We start from the raw sequence: 20,558 nt of genomic DNA on the forward strand, positions 1-20,558 counted from the left end.
CCCACCGCGTCCAATTTGTCCAAGGCGCCTAGCGTCAACGCCCCGTCCGTAAAAATTTACGAACGACCGTTCACAAATTTTCATTTTGCGCTAAACTGGCACGCAAGCCCTGATTCCACATGAAGGTCCTCGATTTACAGTGTCCGCATGGCCATCGGTTCGAAGGCTGGTTCGCTTCGGCTGATGACTTCGAGTCGCAGCAGTCCCGCAAGCTCGTCGAATGTCCGATCTGCGGTGCGAATGAAGTGAGCCGTTTGCCGTCGGCGCCGCGCCTGAATCTTTCGGGTGCGACCGAAGCGAAAGTCCCTACGGATGCGGGGGAAGTGCAGGCGCGTGTCATGCGTGCCTTGCGCGAGGTACTGGAAAAGACTGAGAACGTGGGCGACCGCTTCGCCGAGGAAGCAAGGCGCATTCACTACAACGAAGCGCCTGCACGCAATATTCGCGGTGTCACGACACCGGAAGACGCGAAAGCCTTGGTCGAAGAAGGCATCGAAGTGATGCCGCTGCCGGTCCCGGCTGCCTTGAAGGAACCGCTGCAATAGCGCAGTGGCTCACTGGCAGCGGGCGGTTGCGGCCAGGAGACACGACGCATGAACCTGGACTATTCCCCGGCTGACGACGCATTCCGCGCCGACATCCGCGCTTGGCTCGAAGCAAATCTGCCTCGCGAGCTGAGCCACAAAGTACTCAACCACAAGCGTCTGAACCGCGAAGACTTCGCGGGCTGGCACAAGCTGCTCGGCACGCGCGGCTGGTCGGTCATCGCGTGGCCGAAGGAATACGGCGGCCCAGGCTGGGACGCGACCCAACGGCATATCTGGGACGAAGAGTGCGCGCGTATCGGCGCGCCCTCCGTATTGCCGTTCGGCGTCTCGATGGTGGCGCCCGTGCTGATGAAGTACGGCAATGAGGCGCAGAAGCGCCATTATCTGCCGCGCATTCTCGACGGTACGGACTGGTGGTGCCAGGGCTATTCCGAACCAGGCTCCGGCTCTGACCTGGCCTCGCTGCGCACGCGTGCCGAGCGCGTTGGCGATCATTATGTAGTGAACGGTCAGAAAACCTGGACCACGCTCGGCCAGCACGCCGACATGATGTTCTGCCTTGTGCGCACCGACAGCGGTGCGAAAAAGCAGGAGGGCATTTCGTTCCTGCTGATCGACATGAAAACGCCCGGGATTACCGTGCGCCCGATCATCACGCTTGACGAAGACCACGAAGTCAACGAAGTCTTTTTCGAAGACGTGAAGGTGCCGGCCGACAATCTGGTCGGCGAAGAGAATCGTGGCTGGACCTATGCGAAATACCTGCTCGGCCACGAGCGCACCGGTATTGCGCGCGTCGGGCAATCGAAGCGCGAACTGGTATTCCTGAAGCGCCTCGCGCTGGATCAGAAGAAGAACGGCAAACCGTTGTTGCAAGATCCTGTGTTCGCCGCAAAAGTCGCGAGCCTCGAGATTGAATTGATGGCGCTCGAAGTCACCGTGCAACGCGTGGTTGCCAATGAAACGGGCGGACGTGGGCCGGGCCCGGAAGCCTCGATGCTCAAGATCAAAGGAACGGAAGTCCAGCAGGCGCTGACCGAGCTGATGGTCGAGGCAATCGGACCGCTCGCCGCACCATTCGATGTGCCTTTCCTTGAAGGTGAACGCGAACATAGCCTCGCCGGTGACGATGACGCCGCGCCGCTGGCCGCGTATTACTTCAACTTCCGCAAGACGTCGATTTACGGCGGCTCGAACGAAATTCAAAAGAACATCATCGCGCAGATGATTCTCGGACTCTGAGGAGCGGCGCATGGACTTCACTTTCAACGACGAACAGCAACAATTCGCTGACGCACTGCGCCGCTATCTGGACAAGAGCTACGGGTTCGAGGCGCGTCAGGCGATCGTACAATCGGAAACCGGCGTGTCCGAGGCGCACTGGGCAGCGTTGACCGAACTGGGCCTGACCGCGTTGCCGGTGCCGGAAGCGCAGGGCGGCTTCAACGGCAGCCCGATCGACATGCTGGTGGTCATGCAGGAGCTCGGGCGCGCCTTGGTGGTCGAACCGTATTGGGCGACCGCGGTGGGTATCGAGGCGCTGCGGCTGGCGGGCACGGGGCAGGGCGAAGACGCATCGCTGCTCGAACGTGCGGCTCAGGGCGAGATCAAGCTGGCCGTGGCATTTCACGAGCCGCACGCACGCTACGACCTGTTCGAGGTCGAGACAGTGGCGAACGGAGAGGGTGAACAGCAGACGTTGACCGGCACGAAGTCGGTTGTGTTGCATGGTGCGCAAGCAGATTACTGGATCGTGCCGGCCCGGCTGAATGGCGAGATCGCGCTGTATGTCGTCGCTCGCGATGCGGTTGGCGTCAAAGTCACTGACTACCGCACAATCGACGGCCAGCGCGCCGCGACCCTCGAGTTCGATGGCACGCCGGCACGTCAGCTCGCCGGTCAACACGCCGGTGCTGCGACGCTTGAGCACATCGCAGACTACGGCACGGTATTGTTGTGCGCGGAAGCCGTTGGCGCGCTCGACGCACTGAACCACGCAACGGTCGAGTACACCAAAACGCGCCAGCAGTTCGGTCAGCCGATCGCGCGTTTTCAGGCGTTGCAGCATCGTATGGTCGAGATGCTGATTCACGCCGAGCAGGCGCGTTCGGTCACTTACCTGGCGGCTGTGCGGTACAGCAGCGCAGACGCCGATGAACGTCGCCGCGCCGTCTCCGCAGCGAAGGCGCGGGTCGGCCAGGCCGCCCGTTTCGTCGGCCAGCAGGCGGTGCAGTTGCACGGTGGCATGGGCGTCACGAACGAAGTCGCCGCGGCGCATCTGTTCAAACGTCTTGCTATCATCGAAACCACCTTGGGCGATGTCGATCACCATCTCGCGCGGTTCGCCGCGCTGCCCGGTTTTGTCACTGCCGAAGCCTGATCAGCCGGTCGAATCGCATAAGAGGTGTGACGATGGGTCTGAGTTTCGAGGACATGGTAGTCGGCACGACTACCGAAATCGGCAAGCATACTTTCACGCATGAGGAGATCGTCGAGTTCGCGGAGAAGTTCGATCCGCAGCCGTTTCACCTGGACGAGGCAGCGGGCGAAGCGTCGCCATTTCGCGGACTGGTCGCAAGCGGCTGGCACACCTGTTCGGTCATGATGGGCATGCTGGTGCGCAACGTGATCGCGGGTTCCACGTCGATGGGCTCGCCCGGTATCGACGAGATTCGCTGGTTGAAACCGGTGCGCGTTGGCGACACGATCACGATGATGAACGCCGTACTCGACAAGCGCGTTTCGGCGAGTAAGCCGGATCGCGGCATTGTTTCGACGCAGTGGGAAGGCATCAACCAGCACGGCGAAACCGTGATCACTGTGCGCTCGAAGGGGTTGTTCGGCCTGCGGGATCCGGGAGCCGTGTCATGACGGGCAACCCTGCGGCGCCCGCCGCAACGTTTGACGATGCAGAGTCGTTGCGTGCGCTGGTGCGTGGCGAGCCGCTCATGAGCGACTGGCTGACTGTCGATCAGGCGAGCGTCGATCGCTTCGCCGAAGCCACCGGCGATCACCAGTGGATTCATGTCGATCCCGAGCGGGCGCGGCGTGAGTCGCCGTTCGGTGGTCCGGTCGCGCATGGCTTCATGACGCTGTCGTTGATTCCGGCGTTGCTTGGCAAGACGGTGGCGCTTAAGCAGCGCATGGGTGTTAACTACGGATTGAATCGTGTACGGTTTACGTCGCCGGTACTGGTCGGCTCACAGTTGCGCGCCCGGTTTGCGGTGGAATCCGTCACCGAGGTCGACAACGCGGGTGTGCAGGTTGAGTGGAATGTGACGCTGGAACGGCAGGGTAGTGAGCGGCCGGTTTGTGTGGCGGAATTCATCACGCGGCATTATTTCTAACCGTTCATAGCCGGGCGATTGGCAAAAAAGCGCGAGTGGCAGTGATGCCGTCTCGCGCTTTTTTATGTCGACGCGTCTACCGGTGGCAATGCTGCGCTTGCGGTCATGGTCAATGCGAACGAGCGCCGATGCCAACGGACGACCGCATGACTACCGCTTCGCGTATTGCGTCGCACCGAACAGAATCTCTTTGGCCTTATCGTCCATGAGCGGCTTGCGGACCGACGCCAAGACGTCAACACCGCGTACCACCGCCGGACGCGCGGCAATTTCTTCGTGCCACCGCTTCACATGCGGAAACGTATCCAGGTCGATGCCCTGGTTTTGCCACGAGCGCGTCCACGGAAATGCGGCGATGTCAGCGATCGTGTAGTCGTTGCCGGCTAGATACCGTGTCTTGCCGAGCTGCGTATCCATCACGCCGTAGAGGCGCCGCGTTTCGTTCGTATAGCGATTGATCGCGTATTCGAGCGGCTCCGGCGCGTAGATGCGGAAATGATGCGTTTGCCCGAGCATCGGGCCGAGGCCGCCCATCTGGAACATCAGCCACTGCAGGGTGGCGTAGCGAGCGGCCGGATCAGCTGGCAGGAACTTGCCGGTTTTTTCCGCGAGATAAATCAGAATCGCGCCGGATTCGAATAGCGCGAACGGCTTGCCGTCGGCACCTTTGGGACCTTCGGAATCGACGATCGCCGGAATCTTGTTATTCGGGCTAATCGCGAGGAATTCGGGTTTGAACTGGTCGCCCGCGCCGATATCGATACCGTGCGCCGTGTACGCGAGGCCCGTTTCCTCGAGCATGATGTGAACCTTGTGGCCGTTCGGGGTTGCCCAGCTATAGACGTCGATCATCCCGGCTCCTTCGTTTCGTGAAAGCGGCGCCACAAGGACGCCGCAGTTGACGAAAATTAGAGCATAGATCGGGCAATGCTGCTGGCCGTGAACCCACCCCAATCTCGGCCCTAAACCCGCGTAATCGGCGTCTCCACGCGAGCGGCAGCACCCGCATCCATATAGCGCGCCAGTTCGAGCTTGGCGATCGCGTTGCGGTGCACTTCGTCGGGGCCATCGGCGAAGCGCAACGTCCGCGCGGACGCGTACGCATACGCCAACGGAAAATCGTCGCTGACGCCGCCGCCGCCGTGCGCCTGAATCGCCCAGTCGATCACCTGGCATGCCATATTCGGCGCGACCACCTTGATCATGGCGATTTCGCCGCGCGCGCCCTTGTTGCCGACTGTGTCCATCATGTACGCGGTCTTCAGCGTCAGCAGACGCGCTTGTTCGATCATGCAGCGCGCTTCGGCCATGCGCTCCTGCGTGACGCCTTGCGCGGCAACCGGCTTACCGAAAGCGACGCGTTGCAAGGAGCGTTTCGCCATCAGTTCGAGCGCGCGTTCGGCGAGACCGATCAAACGCATGCAATGGTGAATGCGTCCCGGTCCGAGGCGCCCTTGAGCAATTTCGAAGCCGCGCCCTTCACCGAGCAGCATGTTGGTCGCCGGCACGCGCACGTTTTCGAGCGTGATTTCCATGTGGCCATGCGGCGCGTCGTCGTAGCCAAATACGGTGAGAGGGCGGTGCACGGTGACGCCGGTCGCGTCGGCGGGGACCAGGATCATTGACTGCTGCGCATGGCGCGGCGCCTCGGGATCGGTCTTGCCCATCACGATGTAGATCTTGCAGCGCGGATCCCCCGCACCGGACGACCACCACTTGTGGCCATTGATTACGTAGGAATCGCCATCGCGGACGATGCTCGTCTGGATATTGGTCGCGTCCGACGACGCCACTTCCGGTTCGGTCATCAGAAAAGCCGAACGGATCTGCCCTTGCAGCAGCGGTTCCAACCATTCGCGCTTGTTGTCGTCGCTGCCGTAGCGTTCGATCGTTTCCATGTTGCCGGTGTCGGGCGCATTGCAATTGAATACTTCCGGCGCCCAGGGCACGCGGCCCATGATTTCGCACAGCGGCGCGTATTCAAGATTCGTCAGACCGGCGCCGCGTATCGATTCAGGCAGAAACAGGTTCCACAAGCCGGCGTCGCGCGCTTTCTGTTTAAGGTGTTCGATCAGTTCGGTCGGCAGCCATGCGTTGCCGTTCTGACGATTGCGCGCGATTTCGGCATAGAAGGCCTGCTCGTTCGGATAGATGTGTTCGTCGAAGAAGGCGAGGAGTTTCTCGCGTAGCGCCTGAACCTTCGGGGTGTAATCGAAATTCATGTATGACCTCGCGGATGACGAATGGCGTTCGTTCAGGAGCGCAACCTGGTGCGCCGATTTGCTTAACGTACTTTCTGTGCGTAGCGCCACGCGAGTTCAGCCATCGGCTTCGCGCGACGGCCGGCATCGAGTGCCTGAGCGCTGGCCGCCGTGCCGTCGACCACACGTTTCATGATCCCTTGCAGGATCGCGGCGATGCGGAACATGTTGTATGCGAGATAGAAATTCCAGTCGCCGTGAATCTCGAAACCGGTGCGCTTGCAATAGCGCTCGACGTAGTGCGCTTCGTCGGGAATACCGAGAGCTGCCCAGTCGAGCCCCGCGATGCCGCGGAATTGCGCCGGATCGACGTGCCAGGCCATGCAGTGATAGGCGAAGTCGGCGAGTGGATCACCCAGTGTCGACAGTTCCCAATCGAGTACGGCAAGTACGCGCGGCTCGGTGGGATGGAAGATCAGATTGTCGAGCCGGTAGTCGCCATGCACGATCGAGGCGCGCTCGCCGGTTTCCGCCGGCATATGCTGGGGCAGCCATTCGATCAGGCGCTGCATCGCGTCGATGGGTTCGGTTTCGGACGCGACGTACTGCTTGCTCCAACGGCCGATCTGGCGTGCGAAGTAGTTGCCCGGTTTGCCGTAATCGGCGAGACCGACCGATGTGACATCGACGCTATGCAGCGCGGCGATCACGCGATTCATTTCGTCGTAGATTGCCGCACGCTCCGCAGGCGTCATGCCGGGGAGCGACTGATCCCACAGCACGCGGCCTTCGACGAACTCCATCACGTAAAACGCCCGGCCGATCACGCTTTCGTCCTCGCACAAGGCGAGCATGGTTGCGACCGGTACGTCGGTGCCGGCAAGCGCATGCATGACGCGGTATTCGCGTTCGACCGCATGCGCCGAGGGCAATAACTTCGCCGCCGGTCCCGGCTTGGCGCGCATCACATACGAGCGCGACGGTGTGACGAGTTTGAAGGTGGGATTGGACTGGCCGCCCGCGAATTGCTCCAGCGTGAGCGGTCCGGAAAATCCTTCGACATGCTGGGTTAGCCACGCGGCGAGTGCGTCGCTGTCGAAGCGTTGCCGCTCGTTGACCGGACGCGTGCCATCGAAGGCCGAATAATCCGGTTTGTGTTCAGGTTCGCCGGTCTGTGTGGCTTGCACCATGTGTCTCCTCCAGTTCGGGTTCAGCTACGCTTGTATTGAATAAATTGTGCGTAGAGCATTTCCATCGTGGTATTGCGAACGTCGCGATGCAGCGGCGACGGCGGTGAGTAGTTGATCGCGCGCAATACCCAGTCGCGTGACTCGGTGCCGACGTCGAGCGCGTTGATGCAGCCGGTGGCCTGCGCCAGATGGCCGAAGAAAGTGCGGCCGCCAGCAGTGAGCGCGTGCGACAGAATCGCGCGATTCACGCCGCCGTGCAGCACCAGCAACGCGGTGTCCCACGACGTGTCCTCGCGTAATGCCGCCACCGCGGGCAACACGCGGTCGAACAACGCGCCGATGGTTTCGCCGTCGAGAAAGCGCGTGCTTTCCGGCACGATGCCATCGAATACGCCGAGAAATGCCGCTTCGATATCCTGTGGCGGAATGTTGCTGAGCTTGCCGCCGCGAATTTCCTGCCATGCCGGCTCGATGTCGAGCGCGATTTGTTGACCCGTCTCGGCCAGTACGCGCTGCGCGGTTTCGACCGTGCGCGGCAGGCCACTCACGATCACCCGATCGAACCGGACTTGCTGCCCGGCGAACACGCGGCCTGCCGCGCTTGCCTGTTCGCGACCGTTCGCGTTCAACGGCACGGTTTCGGGATCGATCGCGCGGCCGCTGTCGTCGAAGTAGGTTACGTCGCCGTGACGCATCAGAAAGATGCGGCGGCGCTTGGGGAGTTGATAGTCAGGCATGGTTCCTTCGTTCACCGATGTTCACTTGTAGACCGGAGCGCGCTTTTCGAGGAACGCGGAAATTCCTTCGAGACCGTCACGATGGTGCAGGGATGCGACGAAGCTGTCGCGTTCGGCAACCAGATGTTCAGCGAGCGGTTGGGCGCCGGCCGCGCCGATGAGCCCTTTGATGCGCGCGACTGAATTCGGCGAAATCTTGCCGAGTTCGTCGGCCCAGGCGACAGCGGTGTCGCGCACCGTGCCGGTTTTCGCCAGTTTGTTGACGACGCCGAGGTCATGGAGGCGCGAGGCGCCGATCGGTTTGCCTTCGATCAGCACTTCGGTCGCCAGCTGTCGCGGCAAGGCTTGCGCGAGAAACCATGAACCGCCGCCATCGGGCGTGAGGCCGACGCGGGCATACGACATCACGAACTTCGCGTCTTCCGCGGCAACGATCAGATCGCACGCGAGCGCCAGCGAAAATCCTGCACCGGCTGCGGCACCATCGACGGCGGCAATCACCGGCTTCGACGATAGACGCAGTGCCGAAATCCATTCGCCGAGCAGATCGATGCTCTCCGCCTGCACCGACGGATCTTTCGCGCGGTTTTCCAGCAGACGATTCAGATTGCCGCCGGCACAAAAGAAATTGTCCGCGCCGGTAATCACGACGGCACGGATCGACGGATCGCGCTCCACCGATTCGAGCGCTTCGATGCCCGCGGCATACATGTCCGGATGCAGCGCATTGCGTGCGCCGGGGTTCGAGAGCGTGAGGACCAGCGTCGATTCGCTTTCGGTCGGGCGTGAGGTGAGTAGTTCGGCGCTCATTGTTGAGTCTCCGTTTGAATGTCGGCAGCGTCGCGTTGAGTCAGCGAGAGGCCAAGTTGTGCGCGCCGTGCAAGCCAGGGCGACGGACGATAGCGCGGATCGCCGAGCACGCTGAAGATATTGCGCAAGATGGTAAGGATCGTTTTCGCGCCGAGCGCGTCGCCAAGTGCGAGCGGTCCACGTGGGTAGCCGAGGCCTAGCGTGACAGCGAGGTCGATGTCGTCCGGCGTCGCGATCTGTTTTTGCGCGATGTCGCAGCCGATGTTAACGATGGTGGCCACGACGCGTTGCGCGACGAAGCCGGTCGAGTCGCGGATCACGGTGACGGGAACGCCGTCAGCGGCAAACAGCGCGTGCGCGGTTTCGCGCGCGGCGCGGCGGGTGGCGGGTGTCGTCATCAGCGTGCGGCGCTGCGCGGCGGCGAGCGGGAAGAGGGCATCGATAGCGACGACGCGAGTGGCATCGAGTGCTTCGTCGACGGCGGCGGTGGTCGCGTCATGGCCGAACGGCGTCACGACGATTAGCGAATCCGCTGCTGGCGTGGCGCCTTCGTCGAGCTTTACGCCGGCCTTGGCGATGAGTTGCACGACGGCTTCATGCGCTTGCGGATAGCGCTTGCTGACCCACACGCTTTGCGGCAGTTCAGTCGGCGCGGGCGCTTCTGCCGGCACTTGCTGCTTGCCGTCTTCATAGCGGTAGAAGCCTTCGCCGGTCTTGCGGCCGATCAGTCCGCCCGCGAGCCGCGTGCCCGTAATCGGCGAGGGCGTGAAGCGCGGTTCTTCGTAGAACTGGTGATAGATCGATTCCATCACCGGATGCGATACGTCGAGCGCGGTCAGATCGAGTAGTTCGAACGGCCCGAGGCGAAAACCCGCCTGCTCGCGCATGATGCGGTCGATGTCGGCGAAACTCGCCACGCCTTCGCCCGCTACGCGCAGGCCTTCGGTATTCATGCCGCGGCCGGCGTGATTGACGATGAAACCGGGCATGTCTTTCGCGCGCACCGGCGTGTGGCCCATGCGGCGCGCGAGGTCCATCAGCGCGTCGCCGGCGGCGGGATCGCTGCGCAGGCCGTCGATCACTTCGACGACCTTCATCAGCGGAACCGGATTGAAGAAGTGATAACCGGCTACGCGTGACGGGTTCGTGCAGCCCGCAGCAATCGCGGTAATCGACAAGGACGACTTATTCGACGCCAGCACGCACCGCCCGCTCACCACGGTTTCGAGTTCGCGAAAGAGCGCCTGCTTCACATCGAGCTTTTCGACGATCGCCTCGACGACCAGATCGCAATCGGCCAGATCGCCGATGACCTGCGCGCCGCTCACGTTCGCCAGCGCGGCGAGCGAACGAGCCTGGTCGAGCTTGCCTTTGGCGGTCAATTTGGCGAAAGTCTCGGCAAGGTAGTCGCGCGCGGCGCCGATCGCGGCAGGGTTCGTGTCGTATAGGCGCACGGTGAGGCCCGCCAGCGCGGCGATCTGGGCGATGCCACGACCCATTGCGCCGGTTCCGACAATGCCGATAGTCTCGATGCTGAAATTGCGAGAGGTCATTGTGATGCTCGACTCCATGGTTATTTTAGAATAGCACGATCGTGCAATTTACTGGATGATTGCTCGAAGACCGCCGCTTTGATGTTGACGAGCGGTCTCAAACAACCCGAAGGAAGGAGACACCCGATGATCAAGCTGTGCGGTTTCGCGCTCTCTAACTATTACAACAAGGTGAAGTTCGTGCTTCTCGAACACGGCATTCTGTTCGAGGAAGTGTTCGTGCTGCCGAGCCAGGAAGAGACGATGCTCGAGCATTCTCCGCTCGGCAAGGTGCCCTATATCCAGACCGAGCACGGCGATCTGTGCGAATCGCAAAGCATCGTCGAGTATCTGGCCGCGCGTTTTCCCGACAAGGCGATTTTCTCCGCGGACCCGTGGGAAGCGGCCAAGGAGCGCGAACTGATCATGTTCGTGGACGTGCATCTCGAACTGACCGCGCGCAATCTCTACAAGGAAGCATTCTTCGGCGGCACCGTGACTGAGGCGACCAAGGGGCGCGTCGAGAAGCTGCTTGAGCATCACATTGCCGGCTTCAAGCGGATCGCGAAGTTCGGGCCGTATTTGAGCGGCGAGCGTTTCAGTGTCGCCGACGCCGCGGGGTTTGTGAGCTTGCCGCTGGTCGGCATGGCGACGCAGACCATCTACGGCCGCGATTTCCTGCTCGACGCCGGCGTGGACTGGAAAAGTTATGTGAAGGCGGTCAATGCCCGGCCGGCCGCGCAGCGCGTGACCGACGATCGCAAGGCGTATATCGCCGCTTCGCGTCCAACCTGACACGCGGCGGTGTTGAGCGCGAGTTGAAATCGGCCGCGCAACGCACGCCTGGGCCGCTGCGCGCGATGGCGAGGAACGTGGGTTCGTTCGCAGCATCGCGCGGGCGTCCTAGAGCCGAGCCAGCCGGTCGAGCGCGGTGGCGAGGGTGGTTTCCTGCTTGGCAAAGCAGAAGCGCACCACGCCCGATTCATGCGCCTCGTGATAGAACGCCGACACCGGAATCGCCGCGACGCCGATCTCGCCGGTCAGCCATTGCGCAAATTCGGCTTCGGGCAAATCGCTGATCGCCGAATAGTCGACACACTGAAAGTAGGTGCCCGTGCAAGGCAGCAGCCTGAAGCGCGAATTCGCAAGGCCGGCGCGGAAGTAGTCACGTTTCTTCTGATAAAACGCGGCCAGATCCAGATACGGTGCCGGATCCTTCATGTAATCCGCGAGGCCGACTTGCATCGGCGTGTTGACCGTGAACACGTTGAACTGGTGCACTTTGCGGAATTCAGCCGTGAGCGCGGCGGGCGCGGCCACGTAGCCGATCTTCCAGCCGGTCACGTGATAGGTCTTGCCGAAGCTCGACACCACGAAACTGCGCTGCGCCAGTTCCGGATAACGCGCCACGCTCTCGTGCGGCGCGCCGTCGTACACCATGTGTTCATAAACCTCGTCGGACAGAATCAGCACGTTGGTGCCGCGCACGATTTCTTCGAGCTTGCGCATGTCTTCCGCGCGCCAGACCGTACCGGTCGGATTGTGCGGGGTGTTGATCAGCAGGAGCCGCGTTTTCGGCGTGATCGCGGCGGCGAGCTTGTCGAACGGGATGGTGTAGTCGGGCGCCTCGAGCGTGACGAATACCGGCGTGCCGCCGGCCAGTTCGATCGACGGCACGTAGCTGTCGTAGTTCGGCTCGATTACGATCACCTCGTCGCCCGGATGCACGGTGCAGAGAATCGCGGTCAGTAGCGCCTGCGTGGCGCCTGCCGTCACGGTGATCTCGCTGGTGGCGTCGTAGCGGCGGCCGTACAGGTTGGCGATCTTGTCCGAAATCGCCTGACGCAGCGGCGCGGCGCCCGCCATCGGCGGATATTGATTGTGGCCGTCACGCATGGCGTTTGCGACCGCGTCGACAATGCGGGGGTCGCAGCCGAAGTCAGGAAAGCCCTGGCCGAGATTCACCGCGCCTTTTTCGGCGGCGAGCGCGCTCATCACAGTGAAAATCGTCGTGCCGACGTCCGGCAGGCGAGACGGAAACGAGGGACTCATGGGCGTGTCGTGCGGTGCATTCATGGCGCTGTCCGGAGCGTGGTCGAGTGAGTTGGCGAAATTGACAGGAGGCGTCGTTCGAAAAGGACGAAGCCTGATTGTAGGGAATCGCGGCGCCGCGTGCGCGCCGCAGGCCCGACGTTGGCCATCTGGCCAGGGGTCATACGGACGCCGGTTCGTCTGCCGCAGTCGCACAGGCAATGACGAACGGCCCCGGCTGTGCAATCTGGAAACCGAAGTCTCGCGCAATCCGCTTGGCAAGTTTCAACACCGCACGGTCTTTCGACACCAGCCAGTCCGCCTGCGCCGCGTGCGCGAGTTCGAGGAATTTCTGGTCGTCGCGGTCCTTGCATTTCGGCAACGGCCGGGCATCTTCCGCGGGTGCGGCGGGTTCGACCAACTGCGCGAGGCGCGCAACGACGGCAAGCGCCGCAGCCTTGTCCACATTGCGATGCACGAATTGCGGGTAGTCGAGCACGTAGGCGAGTTCGGCGAGGCAGCGCGCGTCGATCAGCGCGGCGAGTGCGCCACTTTCGAGCGCGGCGCGGATCGGCCGTGTGTGCGGATCGTCGAACACGAGAATATCGATCCAGACATTGGAATCGAGGACGACGCGCAAAGCGCCGTGTGAGGCATGGGAACCGGGCATTCGTTACAATCTGGCTTTCGTCTTTGACCGCCAGGCACGGCGTGCCTGCAAGCCTCTATGATAATCGTTCTGTCGCCGGCGAAATCTCTCGACTACGAAACCCCTCCGCACGTCAAAAAGCACACGATCCCCGATTTCGTCGACGATGCGGCCGAACTGATCGGCGGATTGCGCCTTTTGTCGCCGCAGCAGATCGGCTCGTTGATGAGCATTTCCGACCAGCTCGCGCGCCTCAATTTTCAGCGTTACGCGGAATGGTCGCCCAATTTCGGCACACATAACGCCAAGCAGGCCGTGCTCGCATTCAACGGCGATGTATATGAAGGCTTCAATGCCAGGACGTTGTCGTCGGCCGATCTGGACTACGCGCAGAATCACGTGCGCGTGCTTTCCGGTCTGTACGGATTGCTGCGCCCGCTCGATCTGCTGCAACCGTACCGCCTCGAAATGGGCACGCGCTTCGCCAATACGCGCGGCAAGGATCTGTACGCGTTCTGGGGCGAACGGATCACGCTGGCCTTGAACGCGCAGTTGAAGAAGCGCGCTGCCGCCTCGCGCGTGCTGGTCAACTGCGCGTCGGGTGAGTACTTCAAATCGGTCAAGCCCAAGGTGCTCGAAGCGCCGATCATCACGCCGGTATTCGAAGACTGGAAGGGCGGCCGCTACAAGATCATCAGTTTTCACGCAAAACGCGCGCGCGGCCTGATGGCGCGCTACGCGGTCGAAAACCGTCTCGACAAGCCCGAGCAGTTGAAGGATTTCAACGCTGAAGGCTACGCGTTCGACGCCGAAGCCTCGAACGATTCCACCTACGTATTCCGTCGCCGCATCGCTGACTGAGCGATCGCCGCGCACACAAGCAGGGAAGAACATCATGACGTTATCGATTACGAGCAACTTCGATGCGGGCGCGATCGACGTGCTGGCCTGCGAAGACGCCGGCAACATCCGTCTGCGCGTGCGGCCTGACAGCCACGCCGAGTTCGCGCAGTGGTTCTATTTCAGATTGTCCGGCGCGGCCGGCGAACGCTGCGTGATGACCTTCGAAAATGCCGCAGCGTGTGCTTTCGCCGAAGGTTGGCGCGACTACCAGGCGGTAGCGAGCTATGACCGGGTGAATTGGTTCCGCGTGCCGACTTCCTACGACGGCCGTGTGTTGACGATCGATCACACGCCGGATTTCGACCGCATCTACTACGCGTATTTCGAGCCGTATAGCGAGGAGCGTCACTCGGAGTTTCTCGGCGCGGTCCAGCAGATGCCGCAGGCCACGCTCACGGAGTTGGGCAAGACCGTCGAAGGCCGGCCAATGTCGCTGCTGACACTTGGCACGCCGCAAACCGGCGATACCCCCAAGAAGAAGATCTGGCTGATCGCGCGTCAGCATCCGGGTGAGACGATGGCTGAATGGTTTATCGAAGGACTCGTCAAGCGTCTCGCGGGTTGGGGCGATTGGGCGGGCGATCCGGTTGCGCGCAAGCTCTACGATCACGCGGTGTTCTACATCGTGCCGAACATGAATCCGGACGGCAGCGTGCACGGCAATCTGCGTACCAACGCGACGGGTGCGAACCTGAACCGCGAATGGATGGAGCCGGACGCCGCGCGCAGTCCTGAGGTGCTGGTCGTGCGCGATGCAATTCACGCGACCGGTTGTGACCTCTTTTTCGATATCCACGGCGACGAGGCGTTGCCGTACGTGTTCGTGGCCGGCTCCGAAATGCTGCCGGGTTTCACCGAGCGGCAGGGCGAGGAGCAGAAAGCGTTCATCGAAGCATTCAAGCATGCGAGTCCGGATTTCCAGGACAAGTACGGCTACGCCGCGAGCAAGTATCGTGAGGACGCGCTCAAGCTGGCTTCGAAGTACATCGGCAACGAATTTGGCTGTCTGTCGTTGACGCTGGAGATGCCGTTCAAAGACAACGCCAATCTGCCGGACGAGCGGGTGGGGTGGAACGGTGAGCGTAGCGCGTCGCTGGGCGCCGCTATGCTGCAGGCGATTTTGCGGCACGTTGAGACGTTCGCCTGAACGGCGCTGCATCAAGAAACGGGGCACACACTTTGGAAGTGTGTGCCCCGTTTTTGTTGGGGGCCGGCTTGGCCCGTGGCGCGGACCCGTTGGCGCGACCTTAGGTCCTGTCTGTTATTGAGTCTTTTTCGCTGACGACTTCTTCGCGGCCGGTTTGCTCGAAGACTTGCTGGACGTTGCTCGCGAAGATTTTCCCGAGCTTGTCTTCGAGGACTTGCCGGTTGCTTTCTTCGTGGTTTTACCGCCGGCGGAGTGCTTGCCCTTCACACTCTTATGCTTGCCCGAGGACGCTCGCGATCCCGAAGAGCCGGCGCTATGCGCACGGGCCGGCGGCACGGGATCGTTCCAGCTGAACGCCAGCATCTGGGCGCCCACATAGCCGCAGCGGAATTTGAGATCGGCGGGATCTCCGTCGCCGCTCTGGCGGATGCCGAGGCCCTCGACGGTAACGATGTTGTCCACCTTGACACGCTGCTTGCCCTCGTCGAACGAATCGTTCCAAGGCGTGACCGACGCATGCGCGCTGTCGAAGGAGCTGGGTGGAAATTCGACGTGGTCGAAGGCAGTCGATGTACTTGCAACAAAATTGCCGTGAGCAGCGCAGTCCGCGACTAGCGGGTCTGCATGCATGTCATTGACAAATCTGTTGACGAGATCGTTGTGCTGTTCAAGTTGATCGGCGTAAGCGGGAGCAGTGCAAATGAGCGAGAGACTCGCTGCAAATGTTGCTAACCGGCCGACCAACCGCAGCAATCGGCGCGGTACGTTGGTGCGATCCATCTAGTTCGTTAGACGCTAATGAGACATGAGGCACGTAAGATGCCCGGCGAGAGGGATGAGTTCAATCCTGACACAAATATTTTGTTCTGTCGTGGTGCGTGGACTCAGACGCTTTATATGCCGGGATGGCAGATTGCCGTAGATACGTGCTCGACGCGGCGCTCGTGTCAGGTGCGTGGCCCACCCAATCGATATCGACGTACATCATAAGTGGTAACCCACGCCGGGCGGTAGACCGCGATCAATGCTGTCGACATACCCGTGAACCAGGCCTCGCCGGTCGCGAGCAGAAGCACGCTGAATGCGTAGCCGACCGGCACCACGGTCATTGAACCGTCGGCGAGCGTGATGTGAACGCCGAGCGCCGCGGCCGCCGTGAGCGACACGGCAATGGCGGGCGAGACAAAACCCTGACCGAAGATAAACATGAAGAGATTACGCGGCAGCCAGGCGATGCTGGCGCGCTGGATCAAGGTCGAGATGCCGACAGGCAGCGCACCGAACACGAGGAAAGTCAGTGCGATGCCCTGCCAGGGGGCGTCGAAGACGACAGCGGCGAGACCGGTGACGATCGCCATGGCGATCAGCGCCAGCGCCCAGTCGAATAGAGTGACGACCAAGGTGGCACCGAGCAGATGCATGACAGTCCCATCGTCGAGCCATGCGTTGCTCGCCCACAGCACGGACACCGCGACGATGATCGCGAGCCAGACATGCTGGAGTGTGCCGTCCTGAAGTCGTTTGAAAGGATTTTTCCACAGCGCGAGCGCAACCACTATCGCAGTGGCGATCCAGCCACCGACAGCGACCCAGAACGGAAGCGGTGTGTAGAGGAAACCCATAGATCTCATATTACTCGTTGGACGAGAAAAGGTGTGAGCGGATTCCGTGCCAGCCGGCGCGAACGCTGCCAGAAAGTGTGCGCCTGGATTCTGGCGCGCGCGCCGGCTGACATCATGCCGAACCTGGCGTGATCTGTTCTGCCGCCGGCCCGGCAGGCGCGTCGCCGTAAGGCGTGCTCGGTTCGGCCGCCATTGGCAGCATGTCGGCCGTGTCGTTCGCAGGCAACGGATACTGGAAGCGCCGCAGTGTGCGGCGGCGCAATGGCACCACGCCGGCTTGCCCCATTACCGGACGCATCTGACCTTTGCCTTCGTTGCGCAGTACTTGCAAATGAGCCGACAGCCAGCCGTTGTAGAGCGCGACCGCGGCGGCACGATTGGGCGCGCCGAGTTGCTGAAATATGCTGGTCAGGTGGATCTTGACGGTGCCTTCACTGATGCCGAGCGTGCGCGCGATCATCTTGTTGGTGCTGCCCATGTGGACGCAGCGCATGATTTGCTCCTGGCGGGGCGACAGGCCGTTTGAAAGTTTGGTCCGGCGCGGTGGCGGACTCTTTTCATCGAACGGGCGAATGGCGGCGTCTGGCGGTAATGGAGGATTGAGCGCTAAAGCGCCGGCTGGCACGTAGTGACCGCCCAGCAGAACCATCTCGAAAGCGCGCACGATCAGGCACGGGTCGGTTTCGCGCGGAACCACGCCGAGCACACCTTCGTCCATCAGATCTCGCACGGCAGCGGGCGAGACTTCGTCGGTCAGCACGGCAATGCGCAGGTCCGGGTAGTGGCTGAGCAGATGGCGGGTATCGTTAACCGACATCCAGTCCTGCCAATCGATCACGAGCAAGTCGGGTCGCAGACGCTTGAGCGTGCGTTCAACCTGACGCCAGTCTTGTGCTTCGTTAAAACGCGCTAGCCGGTCGATTTGCCGCAGCAGTGCCTTGAGTCCATCGCGTCGTTCCGCGTTTGAGTTGAGTATTGAGAATCGCATGCCATGTCTCCAGATGAATCGGGCGAGGTAGCGCGATGCATGCGAGCCGGCGAAGGTGCCGGGCGTATTGCGATGCGCCACCGGCACTATGATGACAAATTCCCTTCGTTTTGACGGCCTGTCCAAAAGGCATAGGAAGAATGACGTAAAAAAAGCCCCGCGCGCGGCGGGGCTTCCTGATGTCGACTGCGGCGCAATGACGCCGGCGCTGGGGGGTCAGTGGAAATGCGGTTGCGCGGGCTCCGCGTCCTCCGGCATTTCGGCGTGGACGATTTCGCCGAGCGGATCCGCATAGAGCGGGACGCCGCAGTCATCGCAATATTCCGGCTCGAAGCGGCCCGCGTGGCGGCGCACGTCTGTCACGCCGGTTTCCTTGAGCAAGGCGACGATTTCTTCGAGCGGGTCGTCTGACGCAGCGGTCTCTTGCGGTTCTTCATCGATACCGGGCTCGCCGTTCTCGCGGCCGTAAAGTGGCCACACGACGCCGTAGATCACATCGTTGCTGCCGCGGCGTGTGAAGCCGACGCGGTATTCGTCGATACGGCGCTCGCCAAAGCCTGCGACAACCGCACGCAGTTCCTGTGGCGCCGCGCCGATCGTGTCGAACAGATAGCGCACGGCAGTACGGACTGTGTGAGGGCGGACCTGTTCGTCGGCGTCGCGGCAGGCCGAATAATAGGCATCCGGCAGCAGACACTCGAACTCGCATCCGGGCAGCACCAGCGACAGATTGGCGCCGCCTTGCGTTGCCCATTGTTCGAGGCATTGACCACGTTCGATCCGGCTACCGTTTTCTTCTTCCTGCCAGCGAAACGCCGGTTCGCCCACCGGCGCCGCGACCACAGCCAGCAGAAAGCGTGGGTCGGCCAGGATGGGCGAGGTTTCCGGCAGCTCGCCAAAATTGAGTTTGACGTTGCCGCCCGCCATTGCTGCTTGAGCAAGTTGCTGGGCAATACGCCAGGTTTCGACGTGATGACGCGGCAACTGGTCGATGCTGTACAGGAACGGCGCCATGGCGACACGCGTGTTGGCCGCAAGCACGTGCGCCTGCAGGTGCGCGCGCAGCGCGTCGGCGGCGTCCACTTTGAGCGGGCCGGAAGGAATCATGTAGCGAGTCCAGGCCAGCACGGGCGCAGCAATCAGCAGCGCCTCATAAGGCGCGCCCTCATGGTCGACGATGAACGACTCGCTGTGCGTTTCCGCCATATCGGCGAGTGCACCGTAAGCATCAGGATGATTCTGCTGCAGATGATCGAGCGCGGCGTCCAGCGTTGTCTGGTTGGCGTTGTGGACGATCTTGGTCAGCAGCGCATCGAGCTTCGCTTCCCAGAAGCGATCTTCGGTGCGGCTGCCCGACGCGAAAAGCGCGAGCGAAAGACCGACAAGCTTGTCGGCATCGGGGGGGAGACGTTTGGCGATTCGCGAGCGCATAAATCCAGAAATTGGGAGGCACAGAACCTTATATTCTAGTCTTTTCTATGCCGCCATATTATTTGGCTGACTATGCCGGATGGATAGGGACGTTTCCATATCAAAAATAAGCTCATTGCGCGTGCCGTCAGATGCATTGCGTGGCGTCCTGGCCGGATGATATAAGACATGCCCAGGGGCGTGGCTCGCTTCTATACTGGCCATCTTCGGTGGGCGCCTGGCAAGCTTATGTCTATTCGTCGCTGTGGTCTGGCGCAACAGGAGATTCATAGTGAAATCGGACCAACTGATTGAGCGTCTCGCCGCAGTGTTCGCGTTAATCATATTGGTAGGCGGTTCGCTGCTGGTGCTTGCACCTTTTACGACCGCGCTGTTGTGGGGCGCCATTCTCAGTTATAGCTCGTGGGGCCTGTACCGGCGGCTTACTACAGCAGTCGGGGGGCGGCGCAAGCTGGCCGCGACGTTGATCGTGCTCATCATTCTGATCGTGGTGCTTGGCCCGTTTGTCTATGCGGGTTTTGCCTTTGGTGCGCACGTTCACGATATTGTCGCGTTGGTGCAACGGCTCTTCGAAGCGGGCTTACCGGATTTGCCGCCATGGGTTGGACGAATCCCGCTGGTTGGCTCGAACATCGAGACGTTTTGGGCGAATGTAACAAGCAGCAATTCTGAACTGATCGCGCAAATGCGTGCGCTTGCAGCGCCGGCCGGCAAGTGGATTCTGGCGGCTGCGATTGCCGTTACGCACGGTCTGGGTTTGTTGGCGCTGAGTATCGTGCTCGCGTTCTTCTTTTATACCGGAGGAGAGGGCGCGGCGGCCTGGTTGAGAGCGGGCATGCGGCGCATCGCCGGCGAACGGGCCGATTACTTGCTGACGCTGGCGGGCAGTACGGTGAAGGGCGTGGTCTACGGGATTCTCGGTACGGCGCTGGTGCAGGGCATTCTTGCCGGGTTTGGCTGCTGGATTGCAGGCGTCCCGGCGCCGGCGCTGCTTGGGCTGGCGACGTTTTTCCTGTCGGTGATACCGGGTGGCCCGGTGGTTGTCTGGTTGCCCGCGGCGATCTGGCTGTATCACGGCGGCGCAACTGGCTGGGCAATCTTTCTGGTTGTGTGGGGCGTGTTGGTCGTCGGCATGTCCGACAACGTCATCAAGCCGATTCTGATCGGCAAGAGTAGTGACATGCCGCTAATCCTGGTAATGCTGGGTATCTTGGGTGGCGCTTTTGCTTTTGGCTTCCTTGGTGTTTTCATCGGCCCAACGTTGCTGGCGGTTGCCTATACCGTGCTGCACGATTGGACGATCGGTGCCCCGGCGGCGCGCGATCTCGCACCCAATGTGGAAGTGTCAGTTGCCGATGAACAGGAACACGTCAAAAAGGTGCCTTGAAATAAATTCCAGATAACGCTTGCAAGGGTGGATGC

The 20,558-nt window shown here is 61.6% G+C and carries 21 protein-coding genes; 9 read left to right on the forward strand and 12 right to left on the reverse strand.

The features are described from left to right. The first annotated feature begins 119 nt into the window (after positions 1–119). Genes PQQ95_RS29370 through PQQ95_RS29390 form a run of 5 tightly spaced genes read left to right on the forward strand, consistent with a single transcriptional unit; the run spans position 120 to position 3,895 of the window. Positions 120–545: a DUF1178 family protein gene (locus tag PQQ95_RS29370; RefSeq protein WP_408443924.1), complete on the forward strand. Its 426-nt coding sequence runs from the start codon at positions 120–122 to the stop codon at positions 543–545. Between the two features lie 48 nt (positions 546–593). After that, on the forward strand, positions 594–1,790 hold the full coding sequence (locus tag PQQ95_RS29375; RefSeq protein WP_408443927.1) for an acyl-CoA dehydrogenase family protein: 1,197 nt from the start codon (positions 594–596) through the stop codon (positions 1,788–1,790). Positions 1,791–1,800: 10 nt separating this feature from the next. Further along, positions 1,801–2,928 carry an acyl-CoA dehydrogenase family protein gene (locus PQQ95_RS29380; RefSeq protein ID WP_408443930.1) on the forward strand — a complete coding sequence of 376 codons (1,128 nt, stop codon included), beginning with the start codon at positions 1,801–1,803 and terminating at the stop codon, positions 2,926–2,928. A 32-nt stretch (positions 2,929–2,960) separates the two neighbouring features. Then, entirely contained in the window at positions 2,961–3,419 is a 459-nt protein-coding gene (locus PQQ95_RS29385) for a MaoC family dehydratase (RefSeq protein WP_408443932.1), read from the forward strand. Then, positions 3,416–3,895 (forward strand): MaoC family dehydratase, encoded by a 480-nt coding sequence (locus PQQ95_RS29390; RefSeq protein WP_408443934.1) that lies wholly within the window; start codon positions 3,416–3,418, stop codon positions 3,893–3,895. Before PQQ95_RS29385 ends, PQQ95_RS29390 begins: the two co-directional genes overlap by 4 nt. 150 nt (positions 3,896–4,045) lie before the next feature. Here the strand turns inward: PQQ95_RS29390 and PQQ95_RS29395 are convergent, their stop codons facing one another. From PQQ95_RS29395 to PQQ95_RS29420, 6 genes are all read right to left on the reverse strand, one after another. Beyond that, positions 4,046–4,747 (reverse strand): glutathione binding-like protein, encoded by a 702-nt coding sequence (locus tag PQQ95_RS29395; protein WP_408443936.1) that lies wholly within the window; start codon positions 4,745–4,747, stop codon positions 4,046–4,048. A 110-nt stretch (positions 4,748–4,857) separates the two neighbouring features. Then, the gene (locus PQQ95_RS29400; RefSeq protein WP_408443939.1) at positions 4,858–6,117 is read right to left on the reverse strand and encodes an acyl-CoA dehydrogenase family protein; all 1,260 of its coding nucleotides are present in this window, start codon (positions 6,115–6,117) and stop codon (positions 4,858–4,860) included. A 62-nt stretch (positions 6,118–6,179) separates the two neighbouring features. After that, positions 6,180–7,286: a phosphotransferase gene (locus tag PQQ95_RS29405; RefSeq protein WP_408443941.1), complete on the reverse strand. Its 1,107-nt coding sequence runs from the start codon at positions 7,284–7,286 to the stop codon at positions 6,180–6,182. Between the two features lie 20 nt (positions 7,287–7,306). Continuing rightward, complete coding sequence (locus PQQ95_RS29410) at positions 7,307–8,023, reverse strand: histidine phosphatase family protein (protein WP_408443943.1); 717 nt, start codon at positions 8,021–8,023, stop codon at positions 7,307–7,309. Positions 8,024–8,044: 21 nt separating this feature from the next. After that, entirely contained in the window at positions 8,045–8,833 is a 789-nt protein-coding gene (locus PQQ95_RS29415) for an oxepin-CoA hydrolase, alternative type (RefSeq protein WP_408443945.1), read from the reverse strand. Then, positions 8,830–10,386, reverse strand: coding sequence for a 3-hydroxyacyl-CoA dehydrogenase (locus tag PQQ95_RS29420; protein WP_408443947.1), 1,557 nt, complete (start codon positions 10,384–10,386; stop codon positions 8,830–8,832). The genes PQQ95_RS29415 and PQQ95_RS29420 overlap by 4 nt, the downstream gene beginning before the upstream one ends. Positions 10,387–10,512: 126 nt before the next feature. Between PQQ95_RS29420 and PQQ95_RS29425 the strand changes: the two genes are divergently transcribed. Then, positions 10,513–11,160, forward strand: a complete 648-nt coding sequence (locus PQQ95_RS29425) for a glutathione S-transferase family protein (protein ID WP_408443950.1) — start codon at positions 10,513–10,515, stop codon at positions 11,158–11,160. Positions 11,161–11,268: 108 nt separating this feature from the next. Here the strand turns inward: PQQ95_RS29425 and PQQ95_RS29430 are convergent, their stop codons facing one another. Both PQQ95_RS29430 and PQQ95_RS29435 read right to left on the reverse strand, forming a co-directional pair. Further along, on the reverse strand, positions 11,269–12,441 hold the full coding sequence (locus tag PQQ95_RS29430; protein ID WP_408443952.1) for a pyridoxal phosphate-dependent aminotransferase: 1,173 nt from the start codon (positions 12,439–12,441) through the stop codon (positions 11,269–11,271). Between the two features lie 136 nt (positions 12,442–12,577). Next, entirely contained in the window at positions 12,578–13,066 is a 489-nt protein-coding gene (locus PQQ95_RS29435) for a putative toxin-antitoxin system toxin component, PIN family (protein WP_408443954.1), read from the reverse strand. A gap of 57 nt (positions 13,067–13,123) precedes the next feature. Here PQQ95_RS29435 and yaaA point away from each other — a divergent pair, with 57 nt between their 5' ends. Continuing rightward, positions 13,124–13,906 (forward strand): peroxide stress protein YaaA, encoded by a 783-nt coding sequence (yaaA, locus tag PQQ95_RS29440; protein WP_408443957.1) that lies wholly within the window; start codon positions 13,124–13,126, stop codon positions 13,904–13,906. Between the two features lie 34 nt (positions 13,907–13,940). Next, a complete protein-coding gene (locus PQQ95_RS29445; protein WP_408443960.1) occupies positions 13,941–15,095 on the forward strand; it encodes a M14 family metallopeptidase in 1,155 nt (384 codons plus the stop codon). A 114-nt stretch (positions 15,096–15,209) separates the two neighbouring features. Here the strand turns inward: PQQ95_RS29445 and PQQ95_RS29450 are convergent, their stop codons facing one another. The 4 genes from PQQ95_RS29450 to PQQ95_RS29465 form a co-directional block, all read right to left on the reverse strand. Continuing rightward, a complete protein-coding gene (locus PQQ95_RS29450; protein WP_408443962.1) occupies positions 15,210–15,875 on the reverse strand; it encodes a BspC domain-containing protein in 666 nt (221 codons plus the stop codon). A 167-nt stretch (positions 15,876–16,042) separates the two neighbouring features. Continuing rightward, on the reverse strand, positions 16,043–16,717 hold the full coding sequence (locus PQQ95_RS29455) for an energy-coupling factor ABC transporter permease (RefSeq protein WP_093639753.1): 675 nt from the start codon (positions 16,715–16,717) through the stop codon (positions 16,043–16,045). 112 nt (positions 16,718–16,829) lie between these two features. After that, complete coding sequence (locus PQQ95_RS29460) at positions 16,830–17,705, reverse strand: response regulator transcription factor (RefSeq protein ID WP_408443965.1); 876 nt, start codon at positions 17,703–17,705, stop codon at positions 16,830–16,832. 216 nt (positions 17,706–17,921) lie between these two features. Further along, on the reverse strand, positions 17,922–19,136 hold the full coding sequence (locus tag PQQ95_RS29465; RefSeq protein WP_408443968.1) for a DUF2863 family protein: 1,215 nt from the start codon (positions 19,134–19,136) through the stop codon (positions 17,922–17,924). Between the two features lie 271 nt (positions 19,137–19,407). On the opposite strand from PQQ95_RS29465, the gene PQQ95_RS29470 reads away from it, so the two are divergent. After that, positions 19,408–20,523 (forward strand): AI-2E family transporter, encoded by a 1,116-nt coding sequence (locus tag PQQ95_RS29470; RefSeq protein ID WP_408443970.1) that lies wholly within the window; start codon positions 19,408–19,410, stop codon positions 20,521–20,523. Positions 20,524–20,558: the final 35 nt, after the last annotated feature.

The organism is Paraburkholderia caffeinilytica (assembly GCF_046030355.1).
Classification (GTDB): Bacteria; Pseudomonadota; Gammaproteobacteria; order Burkholderiales; family Burkholderiaceae; genus Paraburkholderia; species Paraburkholderia caffeinilytica_B.